This window comes from Acetobacter fallax (assembly GCF_011516735.1).
GTDB lineage: Bacteria > Pseudomonadota > Alphaproteobacteria > Acetobacterales > Acetobacteraceae > Acetobacter > Acetobacter fallax.
Genome location: NZ_WOSX01000019.1, coordinates 18,789 through 44,363 on the forward strand (window position 1 = coordinate 18,789; position 25,575 = coordinate 44,363).

The 25,575-nt window shown below is 60.4% G+C and carries 18 protein-coding genes, 1 tRNA gene and 1 riboswitch; of the genes, 8 read left to right on the forward strand and 11 right to left on the reverse strand.

Annotated elements, in window-relative coordinates; genetic code table 11:
* Positions 1 to 53: 53 nt before the first annotated feature.
* On the reverse strand, positions 54 to 911 hold the full coding sequence (gene ypfJ, locus GOB85_RS10590) for a KPN_02809 family neutral zinc metallopeptidase (RefSeq protein WP_173577461.1): 858 nt from the start codon (positions 909 to 911) through the stop codon (positions 54 to 56).
* A 106-nt stretch (positions 912 to 1,017) separates the two neighbouring features.
* Positions 1,018 to 1,491 (reverse strand): hypothetical protein, encoded by a 474-nt coding sequence (locus tag GOB85_RS10595; RefSeq protein ID WP_173577462.1) that lies wholly within the window; start codon positions 1,489 to 1,491, stop codon positions 1,018 to 1,020.
* A 419-nt stretch (positions 1,492 to 1,910) separates the two neighbouring features.
* Here GOB85_RS10595 and GOB85_RS10600 point away from each other — a divergent pair, with 419 nt between their 5' ends.
* On the forward strand, positions 1,911 to 2,084 hold the full coding sequence (locus tag GOB85_RS10600; RefSeq protein WP_173577463.1) for a hypothetical protein: 174 nt from the start codon (positions 1,911 to 1,913) through the stop codon (positions 2,082 to 2,084).
* Between the two features lie 200 nt (positions 2,085 to 2,284).
* On the opposite strand, the gene GOB85_RS10605 is transcribed toward GOB85_RS10600, so the two are convergent.
* Positions 2,285 to 2,361 (reverse strand) — tRNA-His (locus tag GOB85_RS10605).
* Positions 2,362 to 2,440: 79 nt separating this feature from the next.
* A complete protein-coding gene (locus tag GOB85_RS10610) occupies positions 2,441 to 3,640 on the reverse strand; it encodes an aminotransferase (protein WP_173577464.1) in 1,200 nt (399 codons plus the stop codon).
* Between the two features lie 303 nt (positions 3,641 to 3,943).
* Between GOB85_RS10610 and GOB85_RS10615 the strand changes: the two genes are divergently transcribed.
* The 5 genes from GOB85_RS10615 to GOB85_RS10635 all read left to right on the forward strand — a co-directional run bounded on the left by GOB85_RS10615 (position 3,944) and on the right by GOB85_RS10635 (position 10,135).
* A complete protein-coding gene (locus GOB85_RS10615; protein WP_173577465.1) occupies positions 3,944 to 4,282 on the forward strand; it encodes a P-II family nitrogen regulator in 339 nt (112 codons plus the stop codon).
* A 163-nt stretch (positions 4,283 to 4,445) separates the two neighbouring features.
* Positions 4,446 to 5,891, forward strand: a complete 1,446-nt coding sequence (gene glnA / locus GOB85_RS10620; protein WP_173577466.1) for a type I glutamate--ammonia ligase — start codon at positions 4,446 to 4,448, stop codon at positions 5,889 to 5,891.
* 641 nt (positions 5,892 to 6,532) lie between these two features.
* The gene (locus GOB85_RS10625) at positions 6,533 to 8,989 is read left to right on the forward strand and encodes a membrane-bound PQQ-dependent dehydrogenase, glucose/quinate/shikimate family (protein WP_173577467.1); all 2,457 of its coding nucleotides are present in this window, start codon (positions 6,533 to 6,535) and stop codon (positions 8,987 to 8,989) included.
* A gap of 62 nt (positions 8,990 to 9,051) precedes the next feature.
* Positions 9,052 to 9,945 (forward strand): transporter, encoded by an 894-nt coding sequence (locus GOB85_RS10630; RefSeq protein ID WP_173577468.1) that lies wholly within the window; start codon positions 9,052 to 9,054, stop codon positions 9,943 to 9,945.
* Between the two features lie 97 nt (positions 9,946 to 10,042).
* Positions 10,043 to 10,135, forward strand: coding sequence for a helix-turn-helix domain-containing protein (locus GOB85_RS10635; RefSeq protein WP_173577498.1), 93 nt, complete (start codon positions 10,043 to 10,045; stop codon positions 10,133 to 10,135).
* Positions 10,136 to 10,140: 5 nt separating this feature from the next.
* Here GOB85_RS10635 and metF read toward each other — a convergent pair whose 3' ends face one another.
* Together metF and metE are read right to left on the reverse strand one after the other, a co-directional pair.
* Positions 10,141 to 11,067, reverse strand: coding sequence for a methylenetetrahydrofolate reductase [NAD(P)H] (gene metF / locus GOB85_RS10640; protein WP_173577469.1), 927 nt, complete (start codon positions 11,065 to 11,067; stop codon positions 10,141 to 10,143).
* 101 nt (positions 11,068 to 11,168) lie between these two features.
* Entirely contained in the window at positions 11,169 to 13,430 is a 2,262-nt protein-coding gene (gene metE / locus GOB85_RS10645; RefSeq protein WP_456304244.1) for a 5-methyltetrahydropteroyltriglutamate--homocysteine S-methyltransferase, read from the reverse strand.
* Positions 13,431 to 13,559: 129 nt separating this feature from the next.
* A riboswitch (cobalamin riboswitch) is annotated at positions 13,560 to 13,759 on the reverse strand.
* A gap of 65 nt (positions 13,760 to 13,824) precedes the next feature.
* On the opposite strand from metE, the gene GOB85_RS10650 reads away from it, so the two are divergent.
* A complete protein-coding gene (locus tag GOB85_RS10650) occupies positions 13,825 to 14,778 on the forward strand; it encodes an ArsR/SmtB family transcription factor (protein ID WP_173577471.1) in 954 nt (317 codons plus the stop codon).
* A 769-nt stretch (positions 14,779 to 15,547) separates the two neighbouring features.
* On the opposite strand, the gene addA is transcribed toward GOB85_RS10650, so the two are convergent.
* The 5 genes from addA to fliI form a co-directional block, all read right to left on the reverse strand.
* Complete coding sequence (gene addA, locus GOB85_RS10655) at positions 15,548 to 19,087, reverse strand: double-strand break repair helicase AddA (RefSeq protein WP_173577472.1); 3,540 nt, start codon at positions 19,085 to 19,087, stop codon at positions 15,548 to 15,550.
* Positions 19,084 to 22,161 (reverse strand): double-strand break repair protein AddB, encoded by a 3,078-nt coding sequence (addB, locus tag GOB85_RS10660; RefSeq protein ID WP_194298752.1) that lies wholly within the window; start codon positions 22,159 to 22,161, stop codon positions 19,084 to 19,086. The genes addA and addB overlap by 4 nt, the downstream gene beginning before the upstream one ends.
* Positions 22,158 to 22,658, reverse strand: coding sequence for a tRNA (adenosine(37)-N6)-threonylcarbamoyltransferase complex ATPase subunit type 1 TsaE (tsaE, locus tag GOB85_RS10665; protein WP_173577473.1), 501 nt, complete (start codon positions 22,656 to 22,658; stop codon positions 22,158 to 22,160). The genes addB and tsaE overlap by 4 nt, the downstream gene beginning before the upstream one ends.
* A gap of 96 nt (positions 22,659 to 22,754) precedes the next feature.
* Positions 22,755 to 23,183: a flagellar FliJ family protein gene (locus GOB85_RS10670; RefSeq protein ID WP_173577474.1), complete on the reverse strand. Its 429-nt coding sequence runs from the start codon at positions 23,181 to 23,183 to the stop codon at positions 22,755 to 22,757.
* Positions 23,184 to 23,243: 60 nt separating this feature from the next.
* Positions 23,244 to 24,641 carry a flagellar protein export ATPase FliI gene (gene fliI, locus GOB85_RS10675; protein WP_173577475.1) on the reverse strand — a complete coding sequence of 466 codons (1,398 nt, stop codon included), beginning with the start codon at positions 24,639 to 24,641 and terminating at the stop codon, positions 23,244 to 23,246.
* A gap of 171 nt (positions 24,642 to 24,812) precedes the next feature.
* Between fliI and ctrA the strand changes: the two genes are divergently transcribed.
* Positions 24,813 to 25,574, forward strand: a complete 762-nt coding sequence (ctrA, locus tag GOB85_RS10680) for a response regulator transcription factor CtrA (protein ID WP_242011448.1) — start codon at positions 24,813 to 24,815, stop codon at positions 25,572 to 25,574.
* Position 25,575 lies beyond the last annotated feature (1 nt).

Consider the following 25,575-nt stretch of genomic DNA (forward strand, 5'->3'; position numbering starts at 1 on the left):
TGAAATGACAGCACAGCAACGAAGACGTGACCAAACGCGGATAAAGTCCACCTTCAGAGCGACGGCGCTCCAAATGTATCGCACTGCTTCACATCCCCGGACTCCAGCCCGCGTCTGAACCACCCCACCCGTTGCGCCGATGTTCCATGCGTAAAGCTATCCGGAACCACATAACCCTGGGTTTCTTTCTGCAGCCTGTCGTCCCCCACAGCCGCGGCCGCGTTCAGGCCCTGTTCCACGTCGCCCGTCTGCAAAATTTTCTTCGCTTCATCAGCCCGTTTCGCCCACACGCCAGCAAAACAGTCTGCCTGCAACTCCGTCCGTACAGACAGCCCGGAAGCCCCGTCTCCCGTCAGGCCAGCACGCCGTTTCGCATCTACCTGCTCCATGGTTCCCAGTTCATTCTGAACATGGTGGCCCACTTCATGCGCCACCACATAGGCCTGCGCGAAGTCGCCGCCAGCGCCAAGCCGGTCCCGCAATTCCTTAAAGAACGCCAGATCCAGATAAACCTTGCGATCAGACGGACAGTAAAATGGTCCGACCGATGTCTGAGCAAAACCACAGGCTGATTGCACACCCCCCGTAAACAGCACCAGATGCGGATCATGATACGTCCGCCCCATCTGCTGAAAGTAAGAGGTCCATACATCCTCGGTGGATGCCAGAATCCGGGAGATAAAAATTTTGCCTGCATCATCACCGGCGGAAGGGGCCTGCGCCACAACCGGCGCGGAACTTCCCGACGTCGGAGCATTATTGAGCAGATTCAGCACCACCTGAGGATCGACCCCGAAATACAACGCCCCGAGAACGAGGATCACACCGCCAATCCCGATGCGGACCCGCCCTCCACCAGACCCGCGCCGGTCCTCGATGTTGCTGCTTTCTCTTTCATCATCCAGACGCATATCGTCCCGCCCTGTCGCTCAGTGATCGTTCGCTCAGTGATCGTTGCATGGTGTGTGGCTCAAACATCTGACAAAGCCCGCAGGTTCCCCGCCGGCTCAGTGAGCCCTACCGCATTCCCCGGCGCGCTCTGGTCCGTAGCCACTCCAGCTCCAGAATGTTGTCCAGGCGCCGGCCCTCCGCCGTCGGCAGCAATGGCGATCCGGCATGCGGCTCAACAAAGCCCCATTTCATCAGATCCTCCAGGATCTTCCTGTTGTCGTAGTCGTAGTCATTCTCAATGATGATTTTCAGCCGGCCGATGATCCGCGCCAGTGCAATCAGGTCGTCAGCATGCTGTTCCGCGCCAGCCCGGTGTTCGGTTTCCACCGCCGAAGAAATCGCTTCACAGGCTTCAGTCTCCGGAACAAGCGGCACAATTTTATAGCCCAGGGCGCGATACCGCTCGGGATTATCATCCGTGACCCAGCTTTTTCCGACTGGCGGCGTCACCCGCCATGCAACCGTCTGAAGCGGCAAAGAGGGAGGCGTGCCGTCAGAAACGACCGGAGCAACATCAGATTTTTGGCTCTCATGCGTCATGTCAGCTGAACAGACTTCTCTCCAGAGGCGTTCCAGGCACGCCAGCCCGCACATCACAGGCCAGAATGATCGAAAATCGTCTCCTTTCGTAGACGATTTTCGGTGCCGGACAATGCGCCCCATCCGCTTTACTCTATTATTAATTCATCAGGCCAACACACTTACGTAACGGCTTCAAAGGTTTGCCCGGAACGACCGCCTGTATCTGATGAGAAGCCGGAGTCAGCAGACCAGTCCCGGAAGGACCGGAGGCATGAGAGGCGGGTCAATACTTTTTGGCGTGCAGTCCCTTGCTGTGGATGAGCCATTCACGAAACCCCGTTGCATCCCTTCCGGACACCTCTGAGCTTTGAAGGTGTGCAGAAGGGGCGTTAAGCGGCCCTTCTGCTCTCGCTGCCAGCGATCCGGAAAAGGCCCCAATGCTCCCTTCTGCTGATCCGCTGCTGTTGCTGTGGAGCGGGTCGGCGCTTCCTGAAAGCCGCATTGAGGCTTTGGCGGATGGCTGCGATTGCTGCATCACGGCGCTGGATGGCCTCACGGTGATCTCTGGTGCCAGGGGAGGGGACGATTTCTCTGCACAGTCCATTGGATGACCCAGGGGCCTTTCCGGAATCTGTCCAGCGGCTCCAGGGAATACTCACCTGAACTGAATAACACCGTCGCCTCAGGACAAACTGATGCACCTGTTTCCGCTCCATCATAAGATGTGTAACGGTGAGCGTATAACGCAGCATCACAGAAGCCTGACGGAGACCTCAGGATAACCGGCTGATTTCTTTGGGAAAATACATGCTGGGGCGGAAGACGGGGCTCGAACCCGCGACCTCCGGTACCACAAACCGGCGCTCTAACCAGCTGAGCTACGTCCGCCACACAGCGGTCCCGTGATTAGACAATGCCGCATCGCCCGTCAACAGCTTTGATACTGTTAATAACTGCCCGACTGCTTTCAGCCCCGCTCCACCCGATCCCGGAACCGCGTCAGAGCCTGCTCAAGAACCAGGGGCTGCTTGCAGAAGGCAAAACGCACCAGATATCCCGGTGCCTCGCCGCCCGAGGGATCGTAAAAAGCAGACACCGGAATCAGCGCCACGCCCGCCTCCGCCGTCATCCGTCTGCACCAGGCCTGATCATCCTCGCCATTCCGCACAACCGATCCCAGCGTGCGAATGTCGGCAGTCAGAAAATATGTCCCGTCACAGGGCAGCACCCCGAATCCGATCTCCCGCAACCCTGCGGCCAGAATATCGCGCCGCAACGTCATGTCCTGCGCCAGCGTGGTGAAATACGCGGTGTCCTGATCCAGCCCGACAGCCACCGCGCGCTGCAGATTCGGCGCCGTCGCAAACACCAGATTCTGATGCGCTTTCGCCACAACAGCCGCCAGCCGGGCTGGGGCGGTGACATAGCCGACTTTCCAGCCCGTCAGCGAGAAACTCTTCCCCGCGCTGCCAATCCGCAGACAACGATCACGCATCCCGGGCAACGTCATCAGCGGCACATGCGGCACGCCGAAGGTGAGATGCTCATACACCTCATCACAGATCGCATAGGCATCGTGCTGTTGCAGCAATCCGGCCACAAACCCCAGTTCCTCCGACGTAAACACCTTGCCGGTCGGATTCATCGGGGAGTTCAGCAGAATCGCCTTCGTCTTCGGCCCGAACGCCGCCGCAAGAGCATCACGCGGCACCGACCACTCCGGCGGCGTCAGCCGGACCAGTTTCGGAATCGCCCCCAGAAGCCGGATCACGGGAAGATAGGTGTCATAGGCCGGTTCAATCACCACGACCTCGTCACCCGGATTGAGCAGAGCCGCCAGTGAAACCGCCAGCGCCTCAGTCGCGCCGGAGGTCACGACAACCTCCGTCGCCGGGTCGACATCAAGACCATAAAATCGCGCATTGGACCGCGCCACCGCCTCCCGTAACTCAGGAAGACCTGTCAGAGGCGCATACTGGTTCCGTCCGTCATGCAGAGCCGCCGCCGCCGTTTCCGTCAGATGCGCCGGTCCCTCCGTATCAGGAAACCCCTGCCCGAGATTGATGGCGCCATGCTGAGCGGCAAGAGCAGACATGACCGTAAAGATCGTCGTCGGCTGACTGGCAATCTGATGGTTGAGCGGTTTCACGGCGTCTCCGGTCGGCATCCCGTTGGCGCCTCCCCGACCAGATCCGGGGTGGTAACCGGGACCGGACAGGGGAGGACGAAAAACAGCGGGAGGATAAGCTCCGGCTCAGCCCGCCCGTCAATCGTCCTCATGTTCGGCAGGAGCCGGCACCCGGTGAAAAATTATTTCGCTCTCAACCCGATTGCCCCGGGAGCCCGCCCGTGCAAACCTGAGGACAGTCAGATGGTGGCCGTGTTCTTCCTTGTGAAACGTGGTTCCTGTAAGACCTCCGGAGGCGCCTCCGGAGTGCGCTGTGCCAACATGGTAGTGTGACGACGCGGAATGAAAAAGATCGAGGCCATCATAAAGCCGTTCAAGCTTGATGAAGTGAAGGACGCGCTCCACGAGCTCGGCCTGCAGGGCATCACCGTGATCGAAGCGAAAGGATTCGGGCGCCAGAAAGGCCATACCGAGCTCTATCGTGGCGCGGAATATATCGTCGATTTCCTTCCCAAGATGAAAATTGAAGTCGTCTGCGCCGATGAACTCGCGGAACGCGCGGTCGAGGCAATCACGAACGCGGCCCGTACCGGGCGTATCGGTGATGGCAAGATCTTCGTTCTTCCTGTGGAAGACGCCATCCGGATCAGAACCGGAGAGCGCGGAGGAGATGCAATCTGAGCCATTTGCCCGAAAACTACGCAGCGTCACAGACTTGCGAAGCCGGACAACATGGGACAAAAAAGTTCAGGATCAATGTCACAGCGGAAAACTCATTTCCCGATCGGTGATATTGAAAACATGAGAGCCGCGCGGCGGCGTCTAAAAGGCAGGTAAGGGCATTATGGCGAAGAAAGAATCCGGGTCGACCAGCGCGTCGGCTGTTGCGGTTGCCAGGGTCTTCGACCTTATCAAGGAAAACTCCGTCGAGCTGGTGGATCTGCGCTTCACCGATCCACGTGGCACATGGCATCACACCACCCAGTATATCACGACCATCGAAGACGACACCTTCACCGAAGGCTTCATGTTCGACGGCTCGTCCATCGCAGGCTGGAAAGCGATCAACGAGAGCGACATGGTTCTGCTCCCTGATCCCGCAACCGCTGTCATGGACCCGTTCTCGGCCAAGCCGCAGCTCATCCTGATCTGCGACATCATCGACCCGGCCACCGGACAGTTCTACAACCGTGACCCGCGCTCGACCGCCAAACTCGCTGAGAAATACCTCCAGTCCACCGGTCTCGGTGACACCGCGTTCTTCGGCCCTGAAGCCGAATTCTTCATCTTCGACAATGTCCAGTTCGGCACCGGCCCGAACTACGGCAAATACCAGCTCGACAGCATCGAAGGCCCCGGCGCTTCCCTGAAGGAATACCCCGAAGGCAATCTCGGTCACCGTCCGGGCGTCAAAGGCGGATACTTCCCCTGCGCCCCGGTCGACAGCGAGAGCGATCTGCGCGCCGAAATGCTCACCACCATGGGTGAGATGGGCCTGCCGATCGAAAAGCATCACCATGAAGTCGCACAGTCACAGCACGAACTCGGCACGAAGTTCGACACGCTGGTTCGCTCAGCCGACTTCATGCAGATCTACAAATACTGTATCCACAACGTCGCGGTGTCTTATGGTAAGACCGCAACATTCATGCCGAAGCCGATCTATGGCGATAACGGTTCGGGCATGCACGTTCACCAGTCGATCTGGAAAGCCGGCAAGCCAACCTTCGCCGGTAACGGTTATGCCGACCTGTCCGACACGGCGCTGTATTACATCGGCGGCATCATCAAGCATGCGAAGGCGCTGAACGCCTTCACCAATCCGTCGACCAACTCCTACAAGCGCCTGATTCCGGGATTCGAAGCCCCTGTGCTGCTGGCTTACTCCGCCCGCAACCGATCAGCCTCCTGCCGCATTCCGTATGCGACGAGCCCGAAAGCCAAGCGCGTTGAAGTCCGCTTCCCGGACCCGACAGCAAATCCCTACCTCGCTTTCGCCGCCATGCTGATGGCCGGCCTCGACGGCATCAAGAACAAGATCCACCCAGGCGACGCCATGGACAAGGATCTCTACGACCTGCCGCCGGAAGAGCTGAAGCAGATCCCGACTGTGGCTGGTTCGCTGCGTGAAGCGCTGGATTCCCTCCAGGCCGATCACGAGTTCCTGCTCGCAGGCAACGTGTTCACGAAGGACCAGATCGAGAGCTACATCGCCATCAAATGGCAGGATGTGTACCGCTTCGAACACACGCCGCACCCGGTCGAGTTCGAAATGTACTACTCCGTCTGATCGCTTTCAAAAGCTTCAGAACAGACAGAAACGCGGCCTTCGGGCCGCGTTTTTTGTTTTCAGAACCAGTCAGGGCTCATCAATCTGGTGGCGCGAACCTGGTCACGGACCTTCTCCGGAAAAGCGCCGCGCCGGAGACGGTGATTCCTCCACGCTTCCGACCGTGTCTTTTCTCAGCAGAAATGCAATGGCGTCCACGGCGATATCGCCGCTCCTGCCCGCGAGCAGAGCAAAACCAGGGTTTCGTTAGGCCTTGTTGTTGTTACGTGTTGATCTGTGATTTTTCAAAGGGTTAGCAGAATCCGGGCTCTGCCTGAACCCGGTAGGGACTGCAGACCCCTTCACCTGATCTGTTGATAAAACAAGCTGATCTCCGGAGATCAGCGAGCTTTTTGTGGTCATCACGGGCAACGCCTGAGAAAGCCCTGGCACGTAATGCGAACAGGGCCGGAACCATCCGGACTGTCGCGCTTATGAGACAGTTTCGCCGTGGCTGAACACAGATGTGTGAGGCAGTACCGGCGAAGCATGACGCACGCTCGTTTCTTCGGGCTGAGCACATGCGCTGGCCCCCGGATATCAGAACGTAACCTGCCTTACGCACCGAGCGGCCAATAAAAACAATAAGAGAGTAAGACGGCATGCAAGAAAACAGTGGGAGGTTATGGTCAGCAGCAACCTCGGTTCTGCTCGGCCTGACAGGGCTTTTTCTGATTTTTGGCGGGGGGCAGCTCCTCTTTCTGGGCGGTTCATGGTTCTACATTCTGGCCGGCGGCGTCATGCTGGGCGCCGCGGTCAGCGGCTTTAAAAAGCCGGAACTGGCCACACGGCTCTATGCAAGCCTGCTCGTGGTGGCAACGCTATGGGCCTTGTTTGAAACAGGCTTCAACATCTGGGGCCTCGAAGTCCGCCTGCTGACCCTGATCGGCTTCGGAGTCTGGCTCCTCCTCCCGTGGGTCTGGCGCTCCGGCCAGCGCTGGCTCACCGACAAGCGTGAAGTGCTCGGCGCACTCGCCGTTTCCTGTCTCGCCCTGCTCATCAGCTGCTTCACGTCCTACTCCATCGACGGCACCGTCCCCGATGATCGCATGACTGCTCAGGGCCAGCCCGACCCGACCCCGGACAGCATCCCCGACGGTGACTGGGCCGCCTACGGCCGCACCGTCGGCGGCGATCGTTATTCACCGCTGAACCAGATTACCCGCGCCAATATCAGCCATCTGAAGCGTGCCTGGGTCACACGCACCGGAGACGTCAGACGGGTGGACGAAGGCGGAGCCGCCGGCCCGGATCAGGGCCACGAATTCAACCTTGAAGTCACACCCATCAAAGTCGACAACACGCTCTATATGTGCACACCCCATAGCTGGGTGATGGCTCTCGATGCCGCGACCGGCAAGGTCAGGTGGAAGTTCGATCCCCGGCCTGATGCTGCAGACCAGGCAAAGAACGTCTATCTCTCCTGCCGCGGCGTCACCTATTACAAAATCCCGGATGAGATCCGGACAAGCTGCCGTACTCGCATCTACTCGCCGGTCGCCGACGTCCGCATGGTCGCCCTCAACGCCGAAACCGGTCAGCCCTGTGACGATTTCGGAGACCATGGCTACATCTCCCTCCGGCAATATCTCGGTCATGTGCCTCATGGTTTCCACTTCGTCACTTCACCGCCAATGGTCGCGCAAAACCGCCTGATCACCGGCGGCTGGATCTTCGACAACCAGGCCAATTTCGAACCCTCCGGCGCCATTCGCGGCTTCGATGCCACGACCGGAGAACTCGCCTGGGCCTGGGATGCAGGCCACGATCCGGAAACCTGGAAGCCAGGACCCGATGATGTCCTGACCCGCAACACACCGAATGGCTGGGGCGTCTATACCGCCGACCTCAACCTCGGACTGGTCTATATCCCGACAGGCAATGCCACGCCCGACAACTGGGGCGGCACACGCCGTCCGTTCGACGACGCCACCTCATCGGCAACCATCGCTCTGGATATCGTCACGGGTGAACGCCGCTGGACCTACCAGACGGTCCATCACGATCTGTGGGACATGGACATCCCGTCCGGCCCCTCCATGGTCGACCTTCCCGGTCCTGACGGCGCAATGATTCCGTCGCTCGTCCAGAGCACCAAACGCGGCGAATTTTTCGTCCTCGACCGTCGTACCGGCCAGCCCGTCCCCGGCTATCCCGTCGAAGAGCGCCCCGTCCCGACAGCGGGTCACGCGCCGGACGATCGCGTCTCCCCGACCCAGCCTTACCCCACAGCAATGCCCAGCCTGACGCCTCCCGATCTGAAGGAAAGCGACATGTGGGGCGCGACGCTACTCGATCAGATGATCTGCCGCATCGAGTATCGTCAGTCCGCTTATGAGGGTCAGTTCACACCACCACATGTCGGCCAGACGACGATCGTCTATCCGGCCTTCTACGGTATTGTTGACTGGCAGGGCATCACCATCGACCCGCAGCGCAAAATCATGCTGGCGAACGCAAGCTATATCCCGTTCCGCATTAAACTCGACAAACGCGGCCCCTATGAAGCCTCCGGAACACTGCCGAAATGGGACGGCCAGGGCGAAAAACCTGATGCAAAGGGCGACGCCCTGTCCATTTCCCCGAATTACGGCACGCCTTATATCGCTCTGACCAGCCCATGGCTGAACCCGCTGCAGATCCCCTGCAAAGGCCCTGTCTGGGGCACGCTGACGGCGATCGACCTCGTCACGAAGAAAATTATCTGGCAGCACCCGGTCGGCACGACACGCGATAACGGACCTTTCCGGACCCACAACAACATTCCGCTGCCTACCGGCATGTATAATATCGGCGGCAACATCGTGACCAAAGGTGGCGTGGTGTTCATGGGCGCAACCGCCGACGATTACCTGCGGGCCTTCGACCTCGCCACGGGCAGGGTTCTGTGGAGCGACCGTCTCCCCGCAGGCGGTCAGGCCACACCGATGTCCTACGAGACTGGTGGCAAACAATATGTCGTTATTGCAGCCGGCGGTCACGGCGGTCTTGAAACAAGAAGCGGTGACTACATCATCGCCTACACACTCGATGGTACGCAGAATACTGCGGCCCAATAACAATAATAACCAGCAGGCAGTTTTTCATCGGATTGTCTGCTGCTTTCCACGGGAAGCAACCCATGTGCCTGACAGAAAGGCCGGAATGGCTGCGCGCCATACAGACTCTCGCTGCGACCGGTGTCGTTGCGCTCCTCAGCACAACAGCGACCCGAGCCGCCGACATCAATCTCGCAATCATAGGGCCGCACGAATACGACCTGCCAGTCGATTTCAAACCCTTCAACGTATTCGTCCAGTATGGAAACGGTAATGTTGCCGATAATTCCTACAATAGTCTCGGAAACCGAAATCCGGGAGGCGGCAGCCACACCTGGTCAGGCCTGTCAAAATACGTTCATTTCCGCAGTTTCGACGCCATCCCGCATGTCGGTTTCGCCTTCGAAGTCCTCCAGGCGGAAAGCTTCACACTGGCGAACGGAAAAAATTTCGGCGGCCTCGGCGCCACCATCATTGGCCCTGCCGCCTGGTTCAAGCCGAACAAACACAGCACTTTCGGAATCCAGACCTTCGTGCAGACTCCATCCGGAACAAGAGACGCCCTCTCCACCGGATACTGGGCGAATATCTCAACATTTATCTTCGATTACGAGTGGGAGCATTTCAGCTTCGACGGTGATGCCGGCGCAATCGCGGGTGTCGAAAAACACAAACAGGGAGAGCACACCTATTCACCCGGCGTCATCTTCGTCACCAATCTGCGTTTCAGCTGGAAAGCCACGAAACTCATCGAACCGTTCTTCGCCTTTGACTGGCAGAACGTCAAAGGAACCTACGACCGGACCATCAGTCAGTACGTCGATAACTCCGGCAGCCGGGAAGTCGCTCTCGGCGTCGGCATCATGTTCAACATCGCGAAAAACCTCTCCTTCACGGCGCGCTATTCCCACTCCGTCGAAGGACGCAATATCCCGGAAAGCAACGCGTATTACGGTAAGTTCGTCTATCTCTGGTAGCTTCCGGGGCGCCTGTTCTTCCTGCCGGCAGCCCGACCGCAACCGGGCATCATGAAAAATTTTGTCCTGTTCAGCATCAATCTGATGCGCTCTTGTCCTGTTACAGGGAAATACCAGCGCGACCGTTCGCATCCTCGGGATCGGCCGCGCAACGCTCTATCGTAAAATGAAAACCTTCGGACTCAGATGAGATCGTTACTGTGTAAGGCTGGTTTCAGGGCTCTGCTCTGAAACCATTGTCTCCTGCTCACACCCCAGCAGCCGACAGAGCGCAGCACTTTGTGCCGAGCGGTTCAGCGTATAGAAATGAAATGCCCGAACCCCATGCTCCCGTAACGTGCGACACATCATCGCCGCAAACGCCGTCGTCACCAGCCCCCGCGTCTCCGGCTGCTCATCCAGCCCGTCAAAAAGCGCCCTGATCCGCTCAGGAACATGCGCACCGCACATCGTCGCGAATTTATACGCCTGAGCAACGCCGGTCACAGGCAGAATCCCTGGTACAATCTCCGCCGTGATCCCCTGCGCCACTGCGCGGTCCCGAAAATGCAGGAAAGCATCAGGGTCAAAGAAAAACTGTGTGATAGCCCGGTCCGCTCCGGCATCAATCTTCGCCTTCAGATTGTCCAGATCACTCTGCGCACTGAGCGCTTCAGGATGCACCTCAGGATAAGCCGCAACCGAAATATCGAAGGGCGCAACAGCCTTCAGCCCTGTCACCAGCTCCACGGCACTCCGATATCCCTCCGGGTGCGCCTCGAACGGTGTTCCCGGAACCGCCGGATCACCACGGAGCGCCACAATGCTGCGAATGCCGGAGTTCCAGTATTCTTTTGCAACAGAATCAACGTCCTGTTTCGAGGCACCCACACATGTCAGATGCCCCGCAACCGGCACATCCGTGCGTCGGACCAGCGTTGCCGCGGCCTCAATGCTCCGATCCCGCGTCGTCCCGCCCGCGCCGTAAGTCATCGACAAAAAGCGCGGCCGAAACCGGGCCAGATTGTCAGCACTCTGAAAAAGAGCCTCCGCCGCCCTGTCCGTTTTTGGCGGAAAGAATTCAAATGAGACGTCCACACCAGACGAACTGACAGGACTTGTGCGGAACGTTTCAGATAACATCGTAATCATCCCTCAATGCCATGGGCAATACTACTGGTTCTGGTCTTCTGTCCGTGACACCTGACGGTCATCACGGACAGAACGCGGGTTAAAGTGCCTCTTCAGCCACGCAATGCGCGGGCCGCGGCAACCATGTTCGCAATCGCCGGTTCAACTTCGTCCCATTTCCGCGTCTTGAGCCCGCAATCCGGATTAACCCAGATCTGGTCGTCTTTCAGACGCGTCCGTGCCGCTTCCAGAAGCGTCACCATTTCGCCGACGGCCGGCGTGCGCGGCGAATGGATGTCATAAACACCCGGCCCGATCTCCGCCGGATAAGCATATCCTGCGAAGGCATCGAGAAGTTCCATTTTCGAGCGCGCCGTCTCAATGGAAATGACATCAGCATCCATTGCGCCGATCGCCGCAATGATGTCGTTGAACTCCGAGTAGCACATATGCGTATGAATCTGCGTCACATCCGCGACTCCCGAAGACGCAATGCGGAACGCCTCAACGGCCCACTGCAGATATCGCCCCCAGCCGGCACGACGCAGCGGCAGCCCTTCACGCAGCGCAGCCTCATCAATCTGGATCATGGCCGCGCCGGCCTTCTCCAGATCGAGAACTTCGTCGCGAATCGCGAAAGCAATCTGAAAACAGGTTTCGCTGCGTGGCTGGTCATCGCGCACGAAGGACCAGTTCAGGATCGTCACCGGCCCTGTCAGCATGCCTTTCATCGGACGCTTCGTCAGCGACTGAGCATACTGCCACCATTCCACCGTCATCGGCACCGGACGCGAAACATCGCCGAAAATGATCGGTGGCCGCACACAACGAGAGCCGTAAGACTGCACCCAGCCATATTTTGTGAATGCAAAACCTGAGAGCTGCTCACCGAAATACTGCACCATGTCATTGCGCTCGAATTCGCCATGCACCAGTACATCCAGCCCGGCCTCTTCCTGCCAGCGCACCGTCCGGGCCGTTTCTTCCCGCAGAAACTCCGTGTAGCCAGCATCTGACAATGTGCCCCGGGCATGACCGGCGCGTGCTCTGCGCACTTCCGGGGTCTGCGGAAAAGACCCGATCGTAGTGGTCGGAAAAGGCGGAAGATTCAGAGACTCATGCTGCTGAACACGCCGCGTTTCAAATGAAGAAGACCGACGGGCCTGCGTCTGGTTCATGCCCGCGACACGTGCCCTGACCGTCTGATCATGAATTTTCTCATGCACCTGGCGTGACGCCGCAGCCCGGTCAGAAGCTTCCAGCGCACCCCGGACAGCATCACGACCGTCCGTAAGCGCCACAGCCAGAACTTTGAGTTCCGTCACCTTCTGCACAGCAAAAGCCAGCCAGCTTGCGACATCAGGATCCAGGGCCGTCTCACGTTCCAGATCAACCGGCACATGCAGCAGCGAGCAGGACGGGGCCAGCACGATCTCGCGACGCGCAAGGGAGACAGGCTCCAGATGATCCAGAAGCTTACTCAGATCGGCCCGCCAGACATTGCGTCCGTCAATCACGCCAAGTGAAAGAACCAGATCCGGACGTGCTCCTTCCAGAACCTGAGCAAGCTGCTCCGGCGCCCGGACCAGATCGACATGCAGCCCGTGCACCGGCAACGCCAGCGCCGTGGCGAGATTGTCCGCCAGCGCCCCGAAATACGTCGTGAGCATCAGTTGCACAGCCGGTACAGCCTGCGTCAGATATGTGTAAGCCTCCGCAAACGCCGCACGGGCCGCATCGGAGAGATCCAGCACGAGCGCCGGTTCATCCATCTGCACCCAGGACACGCCCATCGCGGCAAACCGGGATAAAATCTCAGCATACACAGGCAATAGTCGCGGAAGCAGCGCCAGCGGGTCACCGCCGCCATGACTCATCTTGCCAAGCAGGAGAAAGGTCACCGGCCCGAGCAGAACAGGCCGCGTGTCGATTCCCAGTCGCTTCGCTTCCTGATATTCATCCAGCGCTTTCGTGCCGGCGAGGGTGAAATACTGATCGGGAGTGAATTCAGGAACGAGATAATGATAGTTCGTGTCGAACCATTTCGTCATTTCACCCGCAGTCACCCCCGGCGCGCCGCGAGCCATGGCGAAATACGTCGCGTGATCGACCGCGCCGCCGTTCCAGTCATAACGCGCCGGGACAGCGCCAACCATCACGCTGGTGTCAAGCACATGATCATAAAATGAAAAATCGCCGGACGGCACAATATCCGCACCCAGATCGCGCTGGCACAGCCAGGTGCTCTCCCGCAGCCCGGCCGCCGTGCCAAGCAGCGTCGTCAGTTCACTCGCACCTGACCAGTATGTCTCAAGCGCCGTCTTCAGTTCACGACGCGGACCAATGCGCGGAAAGCCGAGAGTGGCAACACTCACGCTCCTGAAAGCACCCATGAAGGTTCTCCAATGTTAGCGACAGGAAAGCTGTGGGCAGCCGGGCGCATAGCCACGATGCCAGAAGCAGCGCAGCCGGAGACGAACGACCCGCCCGGGACACCCCGCCGGAGGATTTGATGTGTCCTGGCAGGTCTCCTGGCTCACGGGTCCTCACCGGTGAGCCGTCTTCCCGGGCGTAATGCCCAGTGACGTACTGGCTCGCGGCTCGTCGCTGACAGTTGCGGGGGCAGCGCCGGTCTCACACCGGCTTCCCTCTTAGCTCCGGCATATCATCGCAATGCCGGAGAACCATGACAGTTCCGGCCATACGGCCAGACTGGCAACGCTGTCAAATTATTTGCTTACATAAAGATATTATTATATAGAATTGGAAATGACGACTGCACTCTCCATTTTCCAGGCCCTCGCAGATCCGACACGCCTGCGCATCCTTGCCCTTCTGCACCGTATGGAACTCTCCGTTGGGGAACTCGCGCAGGTCCTGGGCCAGAGCCAGCCCCGTGTTTCCCGTCACCTCAAAATCATGACGCAGGCCCTGCTGATCGCGCGCCGCAAGGAGGGAAACTGGGTCTTTCTCACACTCGGTGAAACCCACATCGTCGAACCTGTCCTGCTGGCCATGGAAAGCTGGCAGACCACGCCAGACCCCGAAATGGAGGCCGATCGCGCCCGCCTGGTCGCCGTCCGCTCAGTGCGCGCGACAGAAGCCGGGGATTACTTTGAAAACCATGCCGCCGAGTGGGATGCCATCCGCTCCCTGCATGTTGCAGAACAGGAAGTCGAAACCGCAATCCTGCGCCTGCTGTCACAGAATCCGCCTGGCCGCCCCATCGGTCGCCTGCTCGATATCGGCACCGGCACAGGCCGTATGATCGAACTTCTCGGCCCGACCGCTGACAATGCCACAGGCATCGATCGCAGCCCCGCCATGCTGCGCCTTGCCCGAAGCAAACTGGACGGCATGCCCCGTATCGAACTCCGTCAGGGCGATCTCTACGCACTGCCCGTCTCCGCCGGCAGCATCGACACCGCCATCATGCATCAGGTCCTGCACTACGCGCAGCATCCGGGAGCTGCGATCACCGAGGCCGCCCGCGTCCTCGCCCCCGGTGGTCTGCTGCTGATTGTCGATTTCGCCGTCCACGACCGGCGTGACCTCAGAGAGAAAGATGCCCATGCCTGGCTCGGTTTTCCCGACGAGCGAATGCGCTTCTGGCTCACCACGGCGGGCCTGGAAATCACTGAAGTCGTCACACTGGAAGATAAACTCACCGTCCGGCTCTGGCTGGCTAAATCACCTGATTTTTTCAACGTCATTTCCGGCTAACGTAATACCAGAGGATCTGGCCTTTGACCTGTGTGCGACCGGGTGGGGCAGGGCTTTGCCCTGGAACCCACCAAAGGTCGCAGACCTTTGGAAACCATTTTATTATTAATCAATCGGGGTGCAGGGGCCTGCGGTCCCTGCCGGGTCCGGGCTGAGCCCGGATACTCTCATCGACAGGTCAGTCTTCACAACCTCTGGCATAACAACATCACGAAGCGTGGAAAATTTATAAAACCCGGCCTGTAGAAAGCGGATGGCTCCCGACAGTTAAGGACCCCTGAACAAGCGCATCTACGGCTTCAAATCGCGTAACGCATTTTCCGACGAGTGAACCGGGCGCTCCAGGGGGACCTGCTGGTCGCACAGATGCCGCTCATTCCAGAATAATCCGCAATAACGTGCGGCGCCTGGACCTGTGACGCCCTGCTCCTGAACATCCAGGCCGATGAGACACTGTCAGCATAAGACATCAGCCAAAAACCCGAAGCCGCTATCACCTGCAATAAGTACTATCAGACGTCTGCAAGGCCCCTGAAACACGGCCCCGGTCAGGGCCAGATCTCAGAACGCCTCACTCTTCCGTCTTGCGGTCCACAACAGTCATAACCAGTCCAAAAAGCCCGATAATCGCAAACAGATCGATAAAGACGTCAAACATGCCCGGCCAGCCCTCAGAACATGTCTCATCCATTACATGATTTTTTCTGTCTTTCGGTGTCTCCCGGATTTCCAAATATGTCCTGAACCGGTATTTCAGACATATCAGATCTCAGCCGATCTCATGCTCATCCAGAACCGCGCCCGGAATGACCATGACCACCGGTGTTTCAGTCCAGACGAGGCTGCATTCCACTGAACGCCCCGGATACAGACTGCTGAGCAATGCACGGTAAGCCGCCATCTGGCGCAGATAGAGAACCGGGATACGGTCAACTGAGGCGGGTGGGCGACGGTTTGTCTTAAAATCACAGATCAGAACACGGTCTTTCAGAACCTGCATGCGGTCAACCTGGCCCACGATGACGCTATCGCCCACAATCCCGGCGAGGCGTTGCTCAGCCCGGCTGCCCGCAGCGAATAACGGCGCCAGAACCGGGTTTTCCATCACCGCAATCACCCGCGCGACCAGACGGGCCGATTCCTGTTCATCGAGACCGTTTCCCGGCCGCAGCAGCCAGTGATACGCGATGTCCGTGCGGTCTGCCGGTGGTCTGTCAGGCAGGAACTGGAGCAGAGCATGAACCAGCGTGCCACGCCGGAAAGCCGCTTCACGAGCAGCATTGGGCGTGAGCGCCGCCAGATCCAGTGGTGAGCGGGTGGCGGGCCGCTCACCCAGCATCGCCTCATCGGGCCGGCTGGGCGAGAGTGGCCGCGCCAGCGCAGGCTCGGCAGGCAGTGGCGCCGGCGTCCAGTCAGGCGCCTGACCCATCCAGACAGGCAGAGGCGGCGGAGACGGAAGGACTATTTCCGCGCTGGCTTTCGGAGGAGCGCTGCTTCGTTCCTCAATCACAAGGCGCTCGCCCGCCCAGTCCTGATCAAAGGACTCTGAAACCGCACCAGCGGCAGAAAAACCATCCACGCAGCGGGCATACCAGCTTTCCTCGCTGAGCTTTCGCGGCTCCCACCCGCAAATAATAAGCCTGTCACTCGCACGGGTCAGAGCGACATAAAGCAGACGGTTATATTCCTCAGCCGCCCGAACGCGGAGTTTCTCGCGCAGCACACGCGTCGTGTCCGTCGATGCATCACTCCGCGGCACAAACAGCGGCAAGGCCGGCTCGCCTTTCTCTTTCGGTAGCCAGAGAAGACGGGAGTCCGAACGGGGCATGCCAACAGTGTCAGGCAGAATGACCAGCCGCGCCTGCAAGCCCTTCGCGCCATGGGCCGTCATCACACGCACAGCGTTGCCGGAGGCGTCCGGTTCACGTTTCACCGTCTCATTCGAGTGTCGTAACCAGTGAAGGAAACCCTGCAAAGATGTTGCATGGGCTTCCTCAAAACGAAGAGCGGCGGACAGGAGATCATCAATCGGCTCTGCTGCCTCTGGGCCAAGCCGGGCAAGAATCCGGGCGCGGCCACCATGCGTGCCAAGCGCTTCAGATAACAGCCTGTAAGGCGAGGCATAATCCACCCGGCGAAACAGCGCCGAAAGGAACGTCCATGCCGCCGACCAGTCCGGACGCCCGGCATGACGCTCGCGCAGAACTGTCCAGAGTGGCTCCGGGCGGCCTTCCGGGTCATCCCGGGGCTGGCGGTCGAGTGCAAGCGCCATCAGACTGTCATCCGTGAGACCACCGAGCGGCGAGGTCAGCACGCAGGCGAGCGTGAGATCATCCTGCGGAAGCAGCAGAGCATCACACAGCGCCATAAGATCCTGCACGACAGTCTGGTCGGCAAGTCCGGTGCGAACAAGCGTGGCGACTGGCACATCAACAGATTTCAGCGCCCGGATCAGCGCGCGAACAAAAGCGGAGCGGCGTGGAACCAGAACCAGCACGTCACCCGGTGTCAGAGGCCGCTCACCCGGCCCGGCAGGTTTGAGCAGTTCAGCGGCAATCCGGCGGGCAAGCGTGTCCGCCAGGCGCTGCTGAGGTGAAACCTGCCCTGCATTTTCAGTCGGCGCCGCCCACGGACCAGCCGAAGCCGGTGTCTCCGCATCGTCTTCCTTTCCGTCGTCCTTCGGGACAAGCGGCCAGAGTTCAGCGCATCCACCCTGACCGGGCCGTGCACTTTCATGACGCGGCATCGGCTGACCAGGTTCGCTGACGCCGCGTGCGGCCAGCGGATTGCCGAACACAGCATCGACAAGAGAAAGCACAGGGGCCGTGGAGCGAAAAGACACGGTGAGCGAAGGCTCTTCCCACACTTCGCCCGCATCCCGCACGCGCCGCTCGAAGCGCCGCCGCCACTCATGAAAAGCATCGGGATCAGCGCCCTGAAACCCGTAGATGGACTGTTTGTAGTCACCCACGGCAAAGACAGTGCGCGGCCCCTGAGCCCGCTCATGAGCGCCTTCGCCAGTGAAAAACTCTTCCGTCAGACCGCCGGCAATGCGCCATTGCGCACGGGATGTGTCCTGAACTTCATCGAGCAGCAAATGATCGATGCCGCCATCAAGCTTGTAGAGAACCCATGCCGCACCCGGATCGCGCAGAAGACCAAGCGTGCGGATGATCAGATCGTCATACTCGACCTGACCGCGCAGACCTTTCCCCGTCGCATAGGTGTCCAGAACAGGCGCGGCAGTCCGCAGCAGCGCCAGCGTCAGCGTCGCAAGCGCCAGGGCGCGCCGGGTTTCCTCAACGGCAAGAATACGGGCCGCCTCATTCTCCAGCGTTGCGACAACATCCTCATGTCCATCTGAAAATTTCTTGTTCAGACCAGCTTTTTTCCGTGGCTCTCCCTTTGTCGTGAGAAAAAGCCCGCACCATGTCGCCCAGTTCTCCGCACGGGCATCATCCTGCTGCGCAAGCCAGTCGAGCATCGCAACGGCCATGCGCTTCACACTCTCCGAAGCGCCCCCGGCAACCTGCCGCAGCGCATCCCGAAGCTGTTTTTCATCCGGAATATTCGCGCACGCGTCCCGCACCGGATCAGTCGTTTCAGCCTTCGCCACTCCAAGGCCGCGCAGTAGCCTTGCACGCAGACTTTCCGGATCGGAACGGGCAAGATCCAGAACGTTATGTGCCTTTCCGCCACTGCGAAGTTCGGCAAGAAGCCCGGTAAAATCAGTCAGCGTAATTTGTGCGGCCAGTGGCGCGATCTGGCCCGATGGCAGGCGGCCCAGCTCGGTTTCCGTCGCATCCTGCAACGCAAGCGACGCATCCGTATCTTCCAGCAACGTGAAATGCGGATTGATAGCGGCTTCCAGAGGGAAACGCCGCAGCAGCGACTGACAGAAAGCGTGAATCGTGCCAATCCGCATACCGCCCGGCAGATCAAGCACACGGGCGAACAGCGCGCGTGCCGGCACGCGCGCGGATGTCGGAACATGCAGATCGCGCAGGGCATGATCCAGTTCCGCATCCGGCAGCGTGACCCATCGGCCAAGCGTCCGTTGCAGACGGATCGCCATCTCCGCCGCCGCCGCTTTCGTGAAGGTCAGACACAGAATACGCGCGGGATCAGTGCCCGGAATAAGGGGAGCGGCAGGATCGTGAGGGTTCGGACGGGGCAGCATCAGACGCAGCAGCCGGTCGATGAGCAGCTTGGTTTTGCCGCTGCCGGCGGAGGCTGACACAAAAACGGACGCATTCGGGTCGGAGGCGATGTTCTGCTGGGCGCATGCCAGGTCGATGGCGTTCATCATTCGGCTCCGTCCTCTCGCGCCGTGCTCCACTCGGCAACACGCGCAAGCTGGGCATAATCCGCAAAGCGGGGCTCATTCCCCGGATGAGGGTGCGAGAGATAAGGCTGATCCGGCTGATCATAAGCCGTGACCCGCGCCCGAAGATTCTCCCAGGCCTCCGTGGCGAGTTCCGCGATGGTGCCGTCTTTCACTGTCACTGCTGCCTGCTCGCCGGGTTCGGCCCCGCCGGTAAGACGCCAGTAAAGCAGTTCCGTAACCGTGAGCGGCGCCGCGCCGTCCGGCCCGGCCGTCACCCCGGCAAACCCGCCCGCCGCGAGCATGGCCGCTTCAAGCGGAAGCTGCGGGTTCCAGCCCGCCACGACGGCGGTGTTCGACGGCACGCTTCCCGTTTTGTAATCGAGAATGGATGTGCTGCCATCGTCAAAGATATCAATGCGGTCAGCACGGCCGGTCAGGGAAAACGGACCGCCCGGCATATCGGTTATCGTCGCCCGACCCTTCGCTTCCGTCATGATGGTCCGTGGCACAGCCTCCCGGCGGCGCACCGCCTCAGCCTCAGCGACCCAGCCCGCAATACGGATCAGACGGGGACGCCACCAGGCGGCGAGGGCAGGGCGCAGGCCGGCATCCTCAAGACTGGCCAGAAACACGTCCCGCAACCGGCTCGCGGCATTCGCCGGCCAGTTCGTGCCGTGCTCGCGAAACCAGACATCGAGCGCCCCGTGGACAAGGCTGCCATAATCCGACGCGTCAACCGACTGTTCGAGAGGATCAAGCGGTTTCAGCTTCAGAACATGACGGGCATAGATCGCATAAGGATCACGCATCCACGTCTCGATTTCCGTGACACTCAGCCTGCGCGGGCGTCTGGCGACCGGCGGGCGCGGTGAGGGCGGCGTCGCGGCAACGGGCGCGCCATCCGGGCGATCAAGCTGTTTCAGCCAGGAAAGCGCCGGATGCTCCGGCAGGCTCTGGTCGCGCCCGGCAAGGAACGCATCAAGCCGGACAAGCCAGCGCGCCGGAACAGCCGGCGCCCCCTCAAGCCGCCCCGGAGCCGACAGAACAACCTCGCCTGCCGCCGCAATGCAGGACGCGAAATCATGTGCAGCCTGCCCGATTGCCAGCTCCGGAGAGGGCAACCCGACGCGGGCACGCATCGGGCGACTCAGCCACGGCCCCGGATCGGTCGCAGGCGGCCAGACACTTTCGACAAGCCCCCCGAGAATCATCAGATCAACCGTTTGCAGCCGCGCTTCCGTGAGCCCCCAGATAAACACGCGCGGATGCAGCGTGAGCATCGTCTCGCCACGTCCGCGCAGTGCATGACGGGTCTGAATACGTTCCTCGGTCAGCACGGCGCAGAGCAGGCCATCCAGCACCGTCCATGGCTGCGCAGGCAGCACATCGCCCGAGGCCAGCAGGTCGGAAAGCTGATGCGCCAGTGCATTGCCGTCCTCTCCACGCCAGAGACGATCAGCGCCCGACATGTCATCGGTGGCGGTCAGAGCCTCCGCGGCCGTCAGCAGAGCGGTCAGCAGATCTGGCAACGGTCGCGCATCGCGCGCCGCGGCCAGAGCCGGAGCCAGGCAGCCTTCAAGACGATCGAGAAAAATATCGACCGGCTGCGGTTCATCCGGGCGATCCGCCGAAGCGCCAGGACGCAGCCCGGCACTGTCAGCCCGCATGTCCGCGACCCGCGCACGCAGACCGTCAAAACCGGGCGCCGGAGCCGGCCCGCGCAGCAGCAGACGTTCCAGAAGCCGGGCGGAAGCACGACAGGCGCCGGGAGTCGTGCCGCACGCCACCAGAGGATGTTTCAGCAACGCCAGCAGCGCGACCGGTGCGAGCGCCTGATCGATCGCCTGAGCAAGAAGACGCACCAGAACAGCCGGAGGCGTCGCAATCAGAAGCTCACCGGCACTGTCGTCAGCAAGAATATCCCACCGGGCAAGTTCGGCTGAAACCCGACCAGCCAGTCCGCGATCAGGCGTCACCAGCGCGACACGCACGCCCTCCTGTCCGATCGCGGCACGGAGCGCGAGCGCAATGGCTGCCGCTTCCTCCTGCTGATCTGTGGCCGTCAGACGCGTCAGACCGGCACAGTTCACACGGTCCTGATCCTGCGCCCAGTCACCGAGCGCGCTCGCCGGCAAAAGAGTGCGGGCTATCATCCTGGCGCGGTCCGCCAGCGCCGCGCGCGTGGCGCCCGCGCCCGGCAGAACCGAGGGCCACAGCGCCACGTCGTCCCGCCGCGCGTCAAGGCTGGCCAGCAACCGGGAGAGCCCGGCCTGCGGGTGGCCATCCGGCAATCCGGCGAAGGTGTCCTCATCCATTGAAAGATCGAGACCGGGAAGAACAAGGAGTCCGTTCGGGTGTCTGAGAATGCCGCGAAGCGCCTCCACTGTTGCCGGCAAAGCGTCCGTGAAACCCACCGCCCAGAGACGGCTGGTGGCATCCGTCGCGTTTTGCGCCCAGTAATCGCCCTGCGCTTTCAGCAGCGCGACCTGGCGCGCGACAGGGTTCATCAGTCCCTGTTCGCGCAGCCAGTCCGGCCACACGGCGGTAACAATGCCCAGGAATCGCAGCGTCACCTGCCAGTGCGCCGCGAACCCCTCATCCACGGCATCCGGCAGCACCGTCCTGAGATCAACACCCGCCCACTCCGCTTCATCCATCAGATCCGCCAGCGCCCGCGCCAGCGGCCAGGCCTGATCGAGCATGGGGCGCGTGCCAAAAGCTTCCCCGGCCTGCAACACCAGGCATGTCAGCACGGCCAGACGCCGCATCGGCGGAACAGCAGGGGGCAGCAACAGGCTTTCAGGGCTGGCGAGTGCCGTTTCCGCCTCATCGAGGCCCCCGATGGGAACAATGCGTGGCAACAGAATGGCGCGACCATCGGCATGACGAAGAAAAGCCTCAGTCAGTGCCCGCGCGGCACGCCGGCCAGGCAGTACAAGTGTGCCATCACCCGTCCGCTCCGGATCGTCTTCCACACCGGCAGTCCAGCGGGCGGCAATTTCGTCAAGAAAGCAAAGATGGGCGGGGATCGTCGCCAGAGGGATCACATGGCTCATATCGTGGACACTCCGTCTGTCAGCAGGCCACCAAGCCGGTCCGGCCAGCCGCTCAGAGTGGCGATCCGGGGCACATCGTCTCTGTCATGATGATCCTCTGCGACGAAGGCATCCGTCGCGAGGGCAATACACAGGGCATCCGGCGGCGTCATATCCTCAAGCCGCTCAGGCCATTCCACCAGCACCACCCCGTTCCTGGCATCATCCCAGCCCAGTTCTTCCAGCGCCCCGGGACCATCAAGGCGCCAGAGATCGAAATGAGCCACCGGCGCAACAGGTGCGTCGTAGGTCTGCACGAGCGTGAAGGTAGGGCTGGGCACATCCAGCGCGGGGTCCAGACAAAGCCGGCGAAGAAACGCGCGCGCGAATACACTCTTTCCCGCGCCGAGTGGTCCCGAGAGGAGAATCGCATCTCCCGGCCGGGTGGCCCGTGCGACGGTGGCGGCAAGGCATTCCGTATCGGCGCGGGTCTGAAGCCTTAATGTGATGGCGGTCATGCGCGGTCTGTCCCGGTCGGGCCTGTGTCAGAAGTTGTTACGTTTACCCCTGTTAGCTGTCACGAGCGAGTTTGACAGGATGATTATGAGGACCAGCTATTCCTGCTTGTGAAAGCGACGGGCGGAAAGATCGTCCAGCGCGTTCTGTTCCTGCCTGTCCCGCCGCGCCTGTTCTTCCTGAGCGCGGGCCTCAGCCAGCTTCTCCGCGACTTCCAGCGCCGCACGGGCCATGTTCACGCGGGTGCGGGAAGACTGAACGCCGGTGGCCGCATCCTGCTCAAGCTTTCTGGCCCGTTCGAGCGCGGCACGCCCGATAGGGAGCCAGCGGGAATACGTCTCCACCGTCCGGTCATCCGCCGAAAGATCGAGAGCGATATCACGCTCATTGACCATATTCTGTTCCGCGGTTTTCACCGCCTCCGCCGCCATCATGGCCTGCGCGAGCGCTTCGGAAAGCAGGCGTTTCGCTTCGTCGAGTTCCTGACGTCTCAGACGAAGAAGCGAGTCGAGAGGGGAACGAGGCATGATGTCTGTCCTGTCAGGAAATAATTCGGGTCCGGGGCCGGAAAAAGGTCAGGCGAAAAATTATCCGGTGGCTGATGGATCTTCAGGGATCGGTGTCTCATCGAGTGCGTCTCTGAGTGCCGCAAAACTTTCCGGCAGCCGGGCGCAGTCATGCTTGCCCTGCGACAGGACCGCTTCGATGGCAGGCTGCAACCGGATGGCCTCGTCGACTTTGGGATCAGCGCCGGCGCGATAAGCGCCGAGGCGGATCATGTCGGCCATATCGGCATACGTGGCGAGAATGGCGCGGGAACGGCGGGTGAGGGCATTTTCATCGGCGGAATTACAGCCAGGCACGGTGCGTGACAGCGAGCGGAGAACATCAATCGCCGGATACCGTCCTCCTTCCGCGATACGCCGGTCCATCACAACGTGACCATCAAGAATGCCTCTTACGGCATCGGCGATGGGCTCGTTCTGGTCGTCACCCTCCACCAGTACCGAGAAAAGCGCGGAAATCTGACCAGCCGAACCATCCGGCCTGACAAGACCCGGGCCTGCCCGTTCAAGCAGTCGCGGAAGTTCAGCGAACACCGAAGGCGGATAACCCCGCGTGGCAGGCGGTTCGCCCATGGAAAGACCAATTTCGCGCAGCGCCTGGCAGAAGCGTGTGACACTGTCCATGAGAAGCAGCGCCGATTTGCCCTGGTCACTGAAATATTCGGCCACGGTCAGCGCCGCGTAAGCCGCTTCCCGTCGCATCAGCGGCGGAGAGTCAGACGTCGCCACCACCACAACGGAACGCGCAAGCCCTTCCGGTCCGAGGTCATCCTCGACAAACTCCCGGACCTCGCGTCCCCGCTCACCCACCAGCGAGATCACAGCGACATCGCAGGCCGTATTCCGGGCCAGCATCGACATCAGGGTGGATTTCCCTACGCCGGATCCGGCGAACAGCCCGAGTCTCTGGCCTTCGCGGCAGGTCGTGAAAAGATTCATGGCCCGCACGCCAAGATCAATGCGCGGACCCAGGCGACCGCGCAGGGTCGCCTCCGGGGGCGACGAGCGGACAGACCGGGTCCTATCGCCCTGCGGCAGCGGCCCTTTCCCATCAATCGGGCGGCCGAGCGGGTCAATGATACGCCCGACCCATGCATCGGAAACCCGCAGACTACCACCAGGTTTTGGCGCGGAAGGACCAATAAAGAGCGGAAACCGCACCTCGCTGCCGCTGCCGATCCCGTCAAGGCTGCCAAATGTCATGGCACGGGCAACCGTGCCGGAAAATCCGATGATTTCCGCCGGAACCTCCGTGCCATCCCGTTTCATCAGCGTAATGCGGTCGCCAACCGATGCGAGTCCGCCGAGCCCGGAAACCGTCACGGCAAGCCCCGATACACCCGTAATACGTGCAGTCGCGGTCGCGGCGGGAATACACGCACAGGTTGCTGAAAGCTGTTCCATAAGGTCGAGAGCCATCACAATCCCTGAATAAATAAGATTATTGCGCGCGTAAGATCAAAAATCATACATTTTCCGTTTTAATAACGAGTTTAAAAATTCTTTATACACGCTTTACGTGATATTTTCGTAGACGCTTACAACCCAAGGTGGTAACTAATGGTCAACAACAAACCGGGGGTTACTCAGATGCGTGTTCTGCTCGTCGAAGATGATATGGCAGCGGTGAATGAAATCACCCAGATCATGAAAGGCGCCGGATTTACTGTCGATCACGTTGGCAGTGGCGAAGAGGCGGTCGAGATGCTCCGCCATTATGATTACGATCTCGCTGTCCTGGAGCTGATGCTTCCGGATCTGGAGGGATACGAGGTGGTCCGCCGCGTCCGTGCGGCCCGCGTTTCGACACCGATCGTCGTTCTCTCCGGTCTGACCCGCCCGCAGGCCAAGGTGAAGGCATTCTCCGTCGGCGCGGACGATTATCTGACCAAGCCCTTCGATCCCGAGGAACTGGTGGCGCGCATGCAGGCGATCCTGCGTCGTTCCAAAGGTTTCAGTGAGCCGACATTGCGGGTCGGTCCGCTCGAACTGAGCCTCGACAGCCGCGAGGTGACGGTCAGCAACGTCCCCGTTCATCTGACGGGCAAGGAATATGCAATTCTTGAACTGCTCGTGCTGCGCAAGGGGATGGTCCTGACCAAGGATGCGTTCCTGAACCATCTATATGGCGGTATGGATGAACCGGAGATGAAGATCATCGACGTTTTCATCTGCAAACTGCGTAAGAAACTGCAGGTCGTCGGAGCCGGAAACCTGATCACGACCGTCTGGGGCCGCGGTTACATGCTGCGCGAGCAGATCCAGCGTGCGGATGTGTCTGTCGCTGATGAGGTCGCGGAAGAGGCTCCGGTCAAAGCTGTCCGGGCCGCTCACTCACAGGTCGCTGCCTGAG

Coding starts and splice junctions, on each gene's coding strand:
- ypfJ (WP_173577461.1), bottom strand. CDS start 911: ATGCGTCTGGATGATGAAAGAGAAAGCAGCAACATCGAGGACCGGCGC.
- GOB85_RS10595 (WP_173577462.1), bottom strand. CDS start 1,491: ATGACGCATGAGAGCCAAAAATCTGATGTTGCTCCGGTCGTTTCTGAC.
- GOB85_RS10600 (WP_173577463.1), top strand. CDS start 1,911: ATGCTCCCTTCTGCTGATCCGCTGCTGTTGCTGTGGAGCGGGTCGGCG.
- GOB85_RS10610 (WP_173577464.1), bottom strand. CDS start 3,640: ATGCCGACCGGAGACGCCGTGAAACCGCTCAACCATCAGATTGCCAGT.
- GOB85_RS10615 (WP_173577465.1), top strand. CDS start 3,944: ATGAAAAAGATCGAGGCCATCATAAAGCCGTTCAAGCTTGATGAAGTG.
- glnA (WP_173577466.1), top strand. CDS start 4,446: ATGGCGAAGAAAGAATCCGGGTCGACCAGCGCGTCGGCTGTTGCGGTT.
- GOB85_RS10625 (WP_173577467.1), top strand. CDS start 6,533: ATGCAAGAAAACAGTGGGAGGTTATGGTCAGCAGCAACCTCGGTTCTG.
- GOB85_RS10630 (WP_173577468.1), top strand. CDS start 9,052: ATGTGCCTGACAGAAAGGCCGGAATGGCTGCGCGCCATACAGACTCTC.
- metF (WP_173577469.1), bottom strand. CDS start 11,067: ATGTTATCTGAAACGTTCCGCACAAGTCCTGTCAGTTCGTCTGGTGTG.
- GOB85_RS10650 (WP_173577471.1), top strand. CDS start 13,825: ATGACGACTGCACTCTCCATTTTCCAGGCCCTCGCAGATCCGACACGC.
- addA (WP_173577472.1), bottom strand. CDS start 19,087: ATGATGAACGCCATCGACCTGGCATGCGCCCAGCAGAACATCGCCTCC.
- addB (WP_194298752.1), bottom strand. CDS start 22,161: ATGAGCCATGTGATCCCTCTGGCGACGATCCCCGCCCATCTTTGCTTT.
- tsaE (WP_173577473.1), bottom strand. CDS start 22,658: ATGACCGCCATCACATTAAGGCTTCAGACCCGCGCCGATACGGAATGC.
- GOB85_RS10670 (WP_173577474.1), bottom strand. CDS start 23,183: ATGCCTCGTTCCCCTCTCGACTCGCTTCTTCGTCTGAGACGTCAGGAA.
- fliI (WP_173577475.1), bottom strand. CDS start 24,641: ATGGCTCTCGACCTTATGGAACAGCTTTCAGCAACCTGTGCGTGTATT.
- ctrA (WP_242011448.1), top strand. CDS start 24,813: ATGCGTGTTCTGCTCGTCGAAGATGATATGGCAGCGGTGAATGAAATC.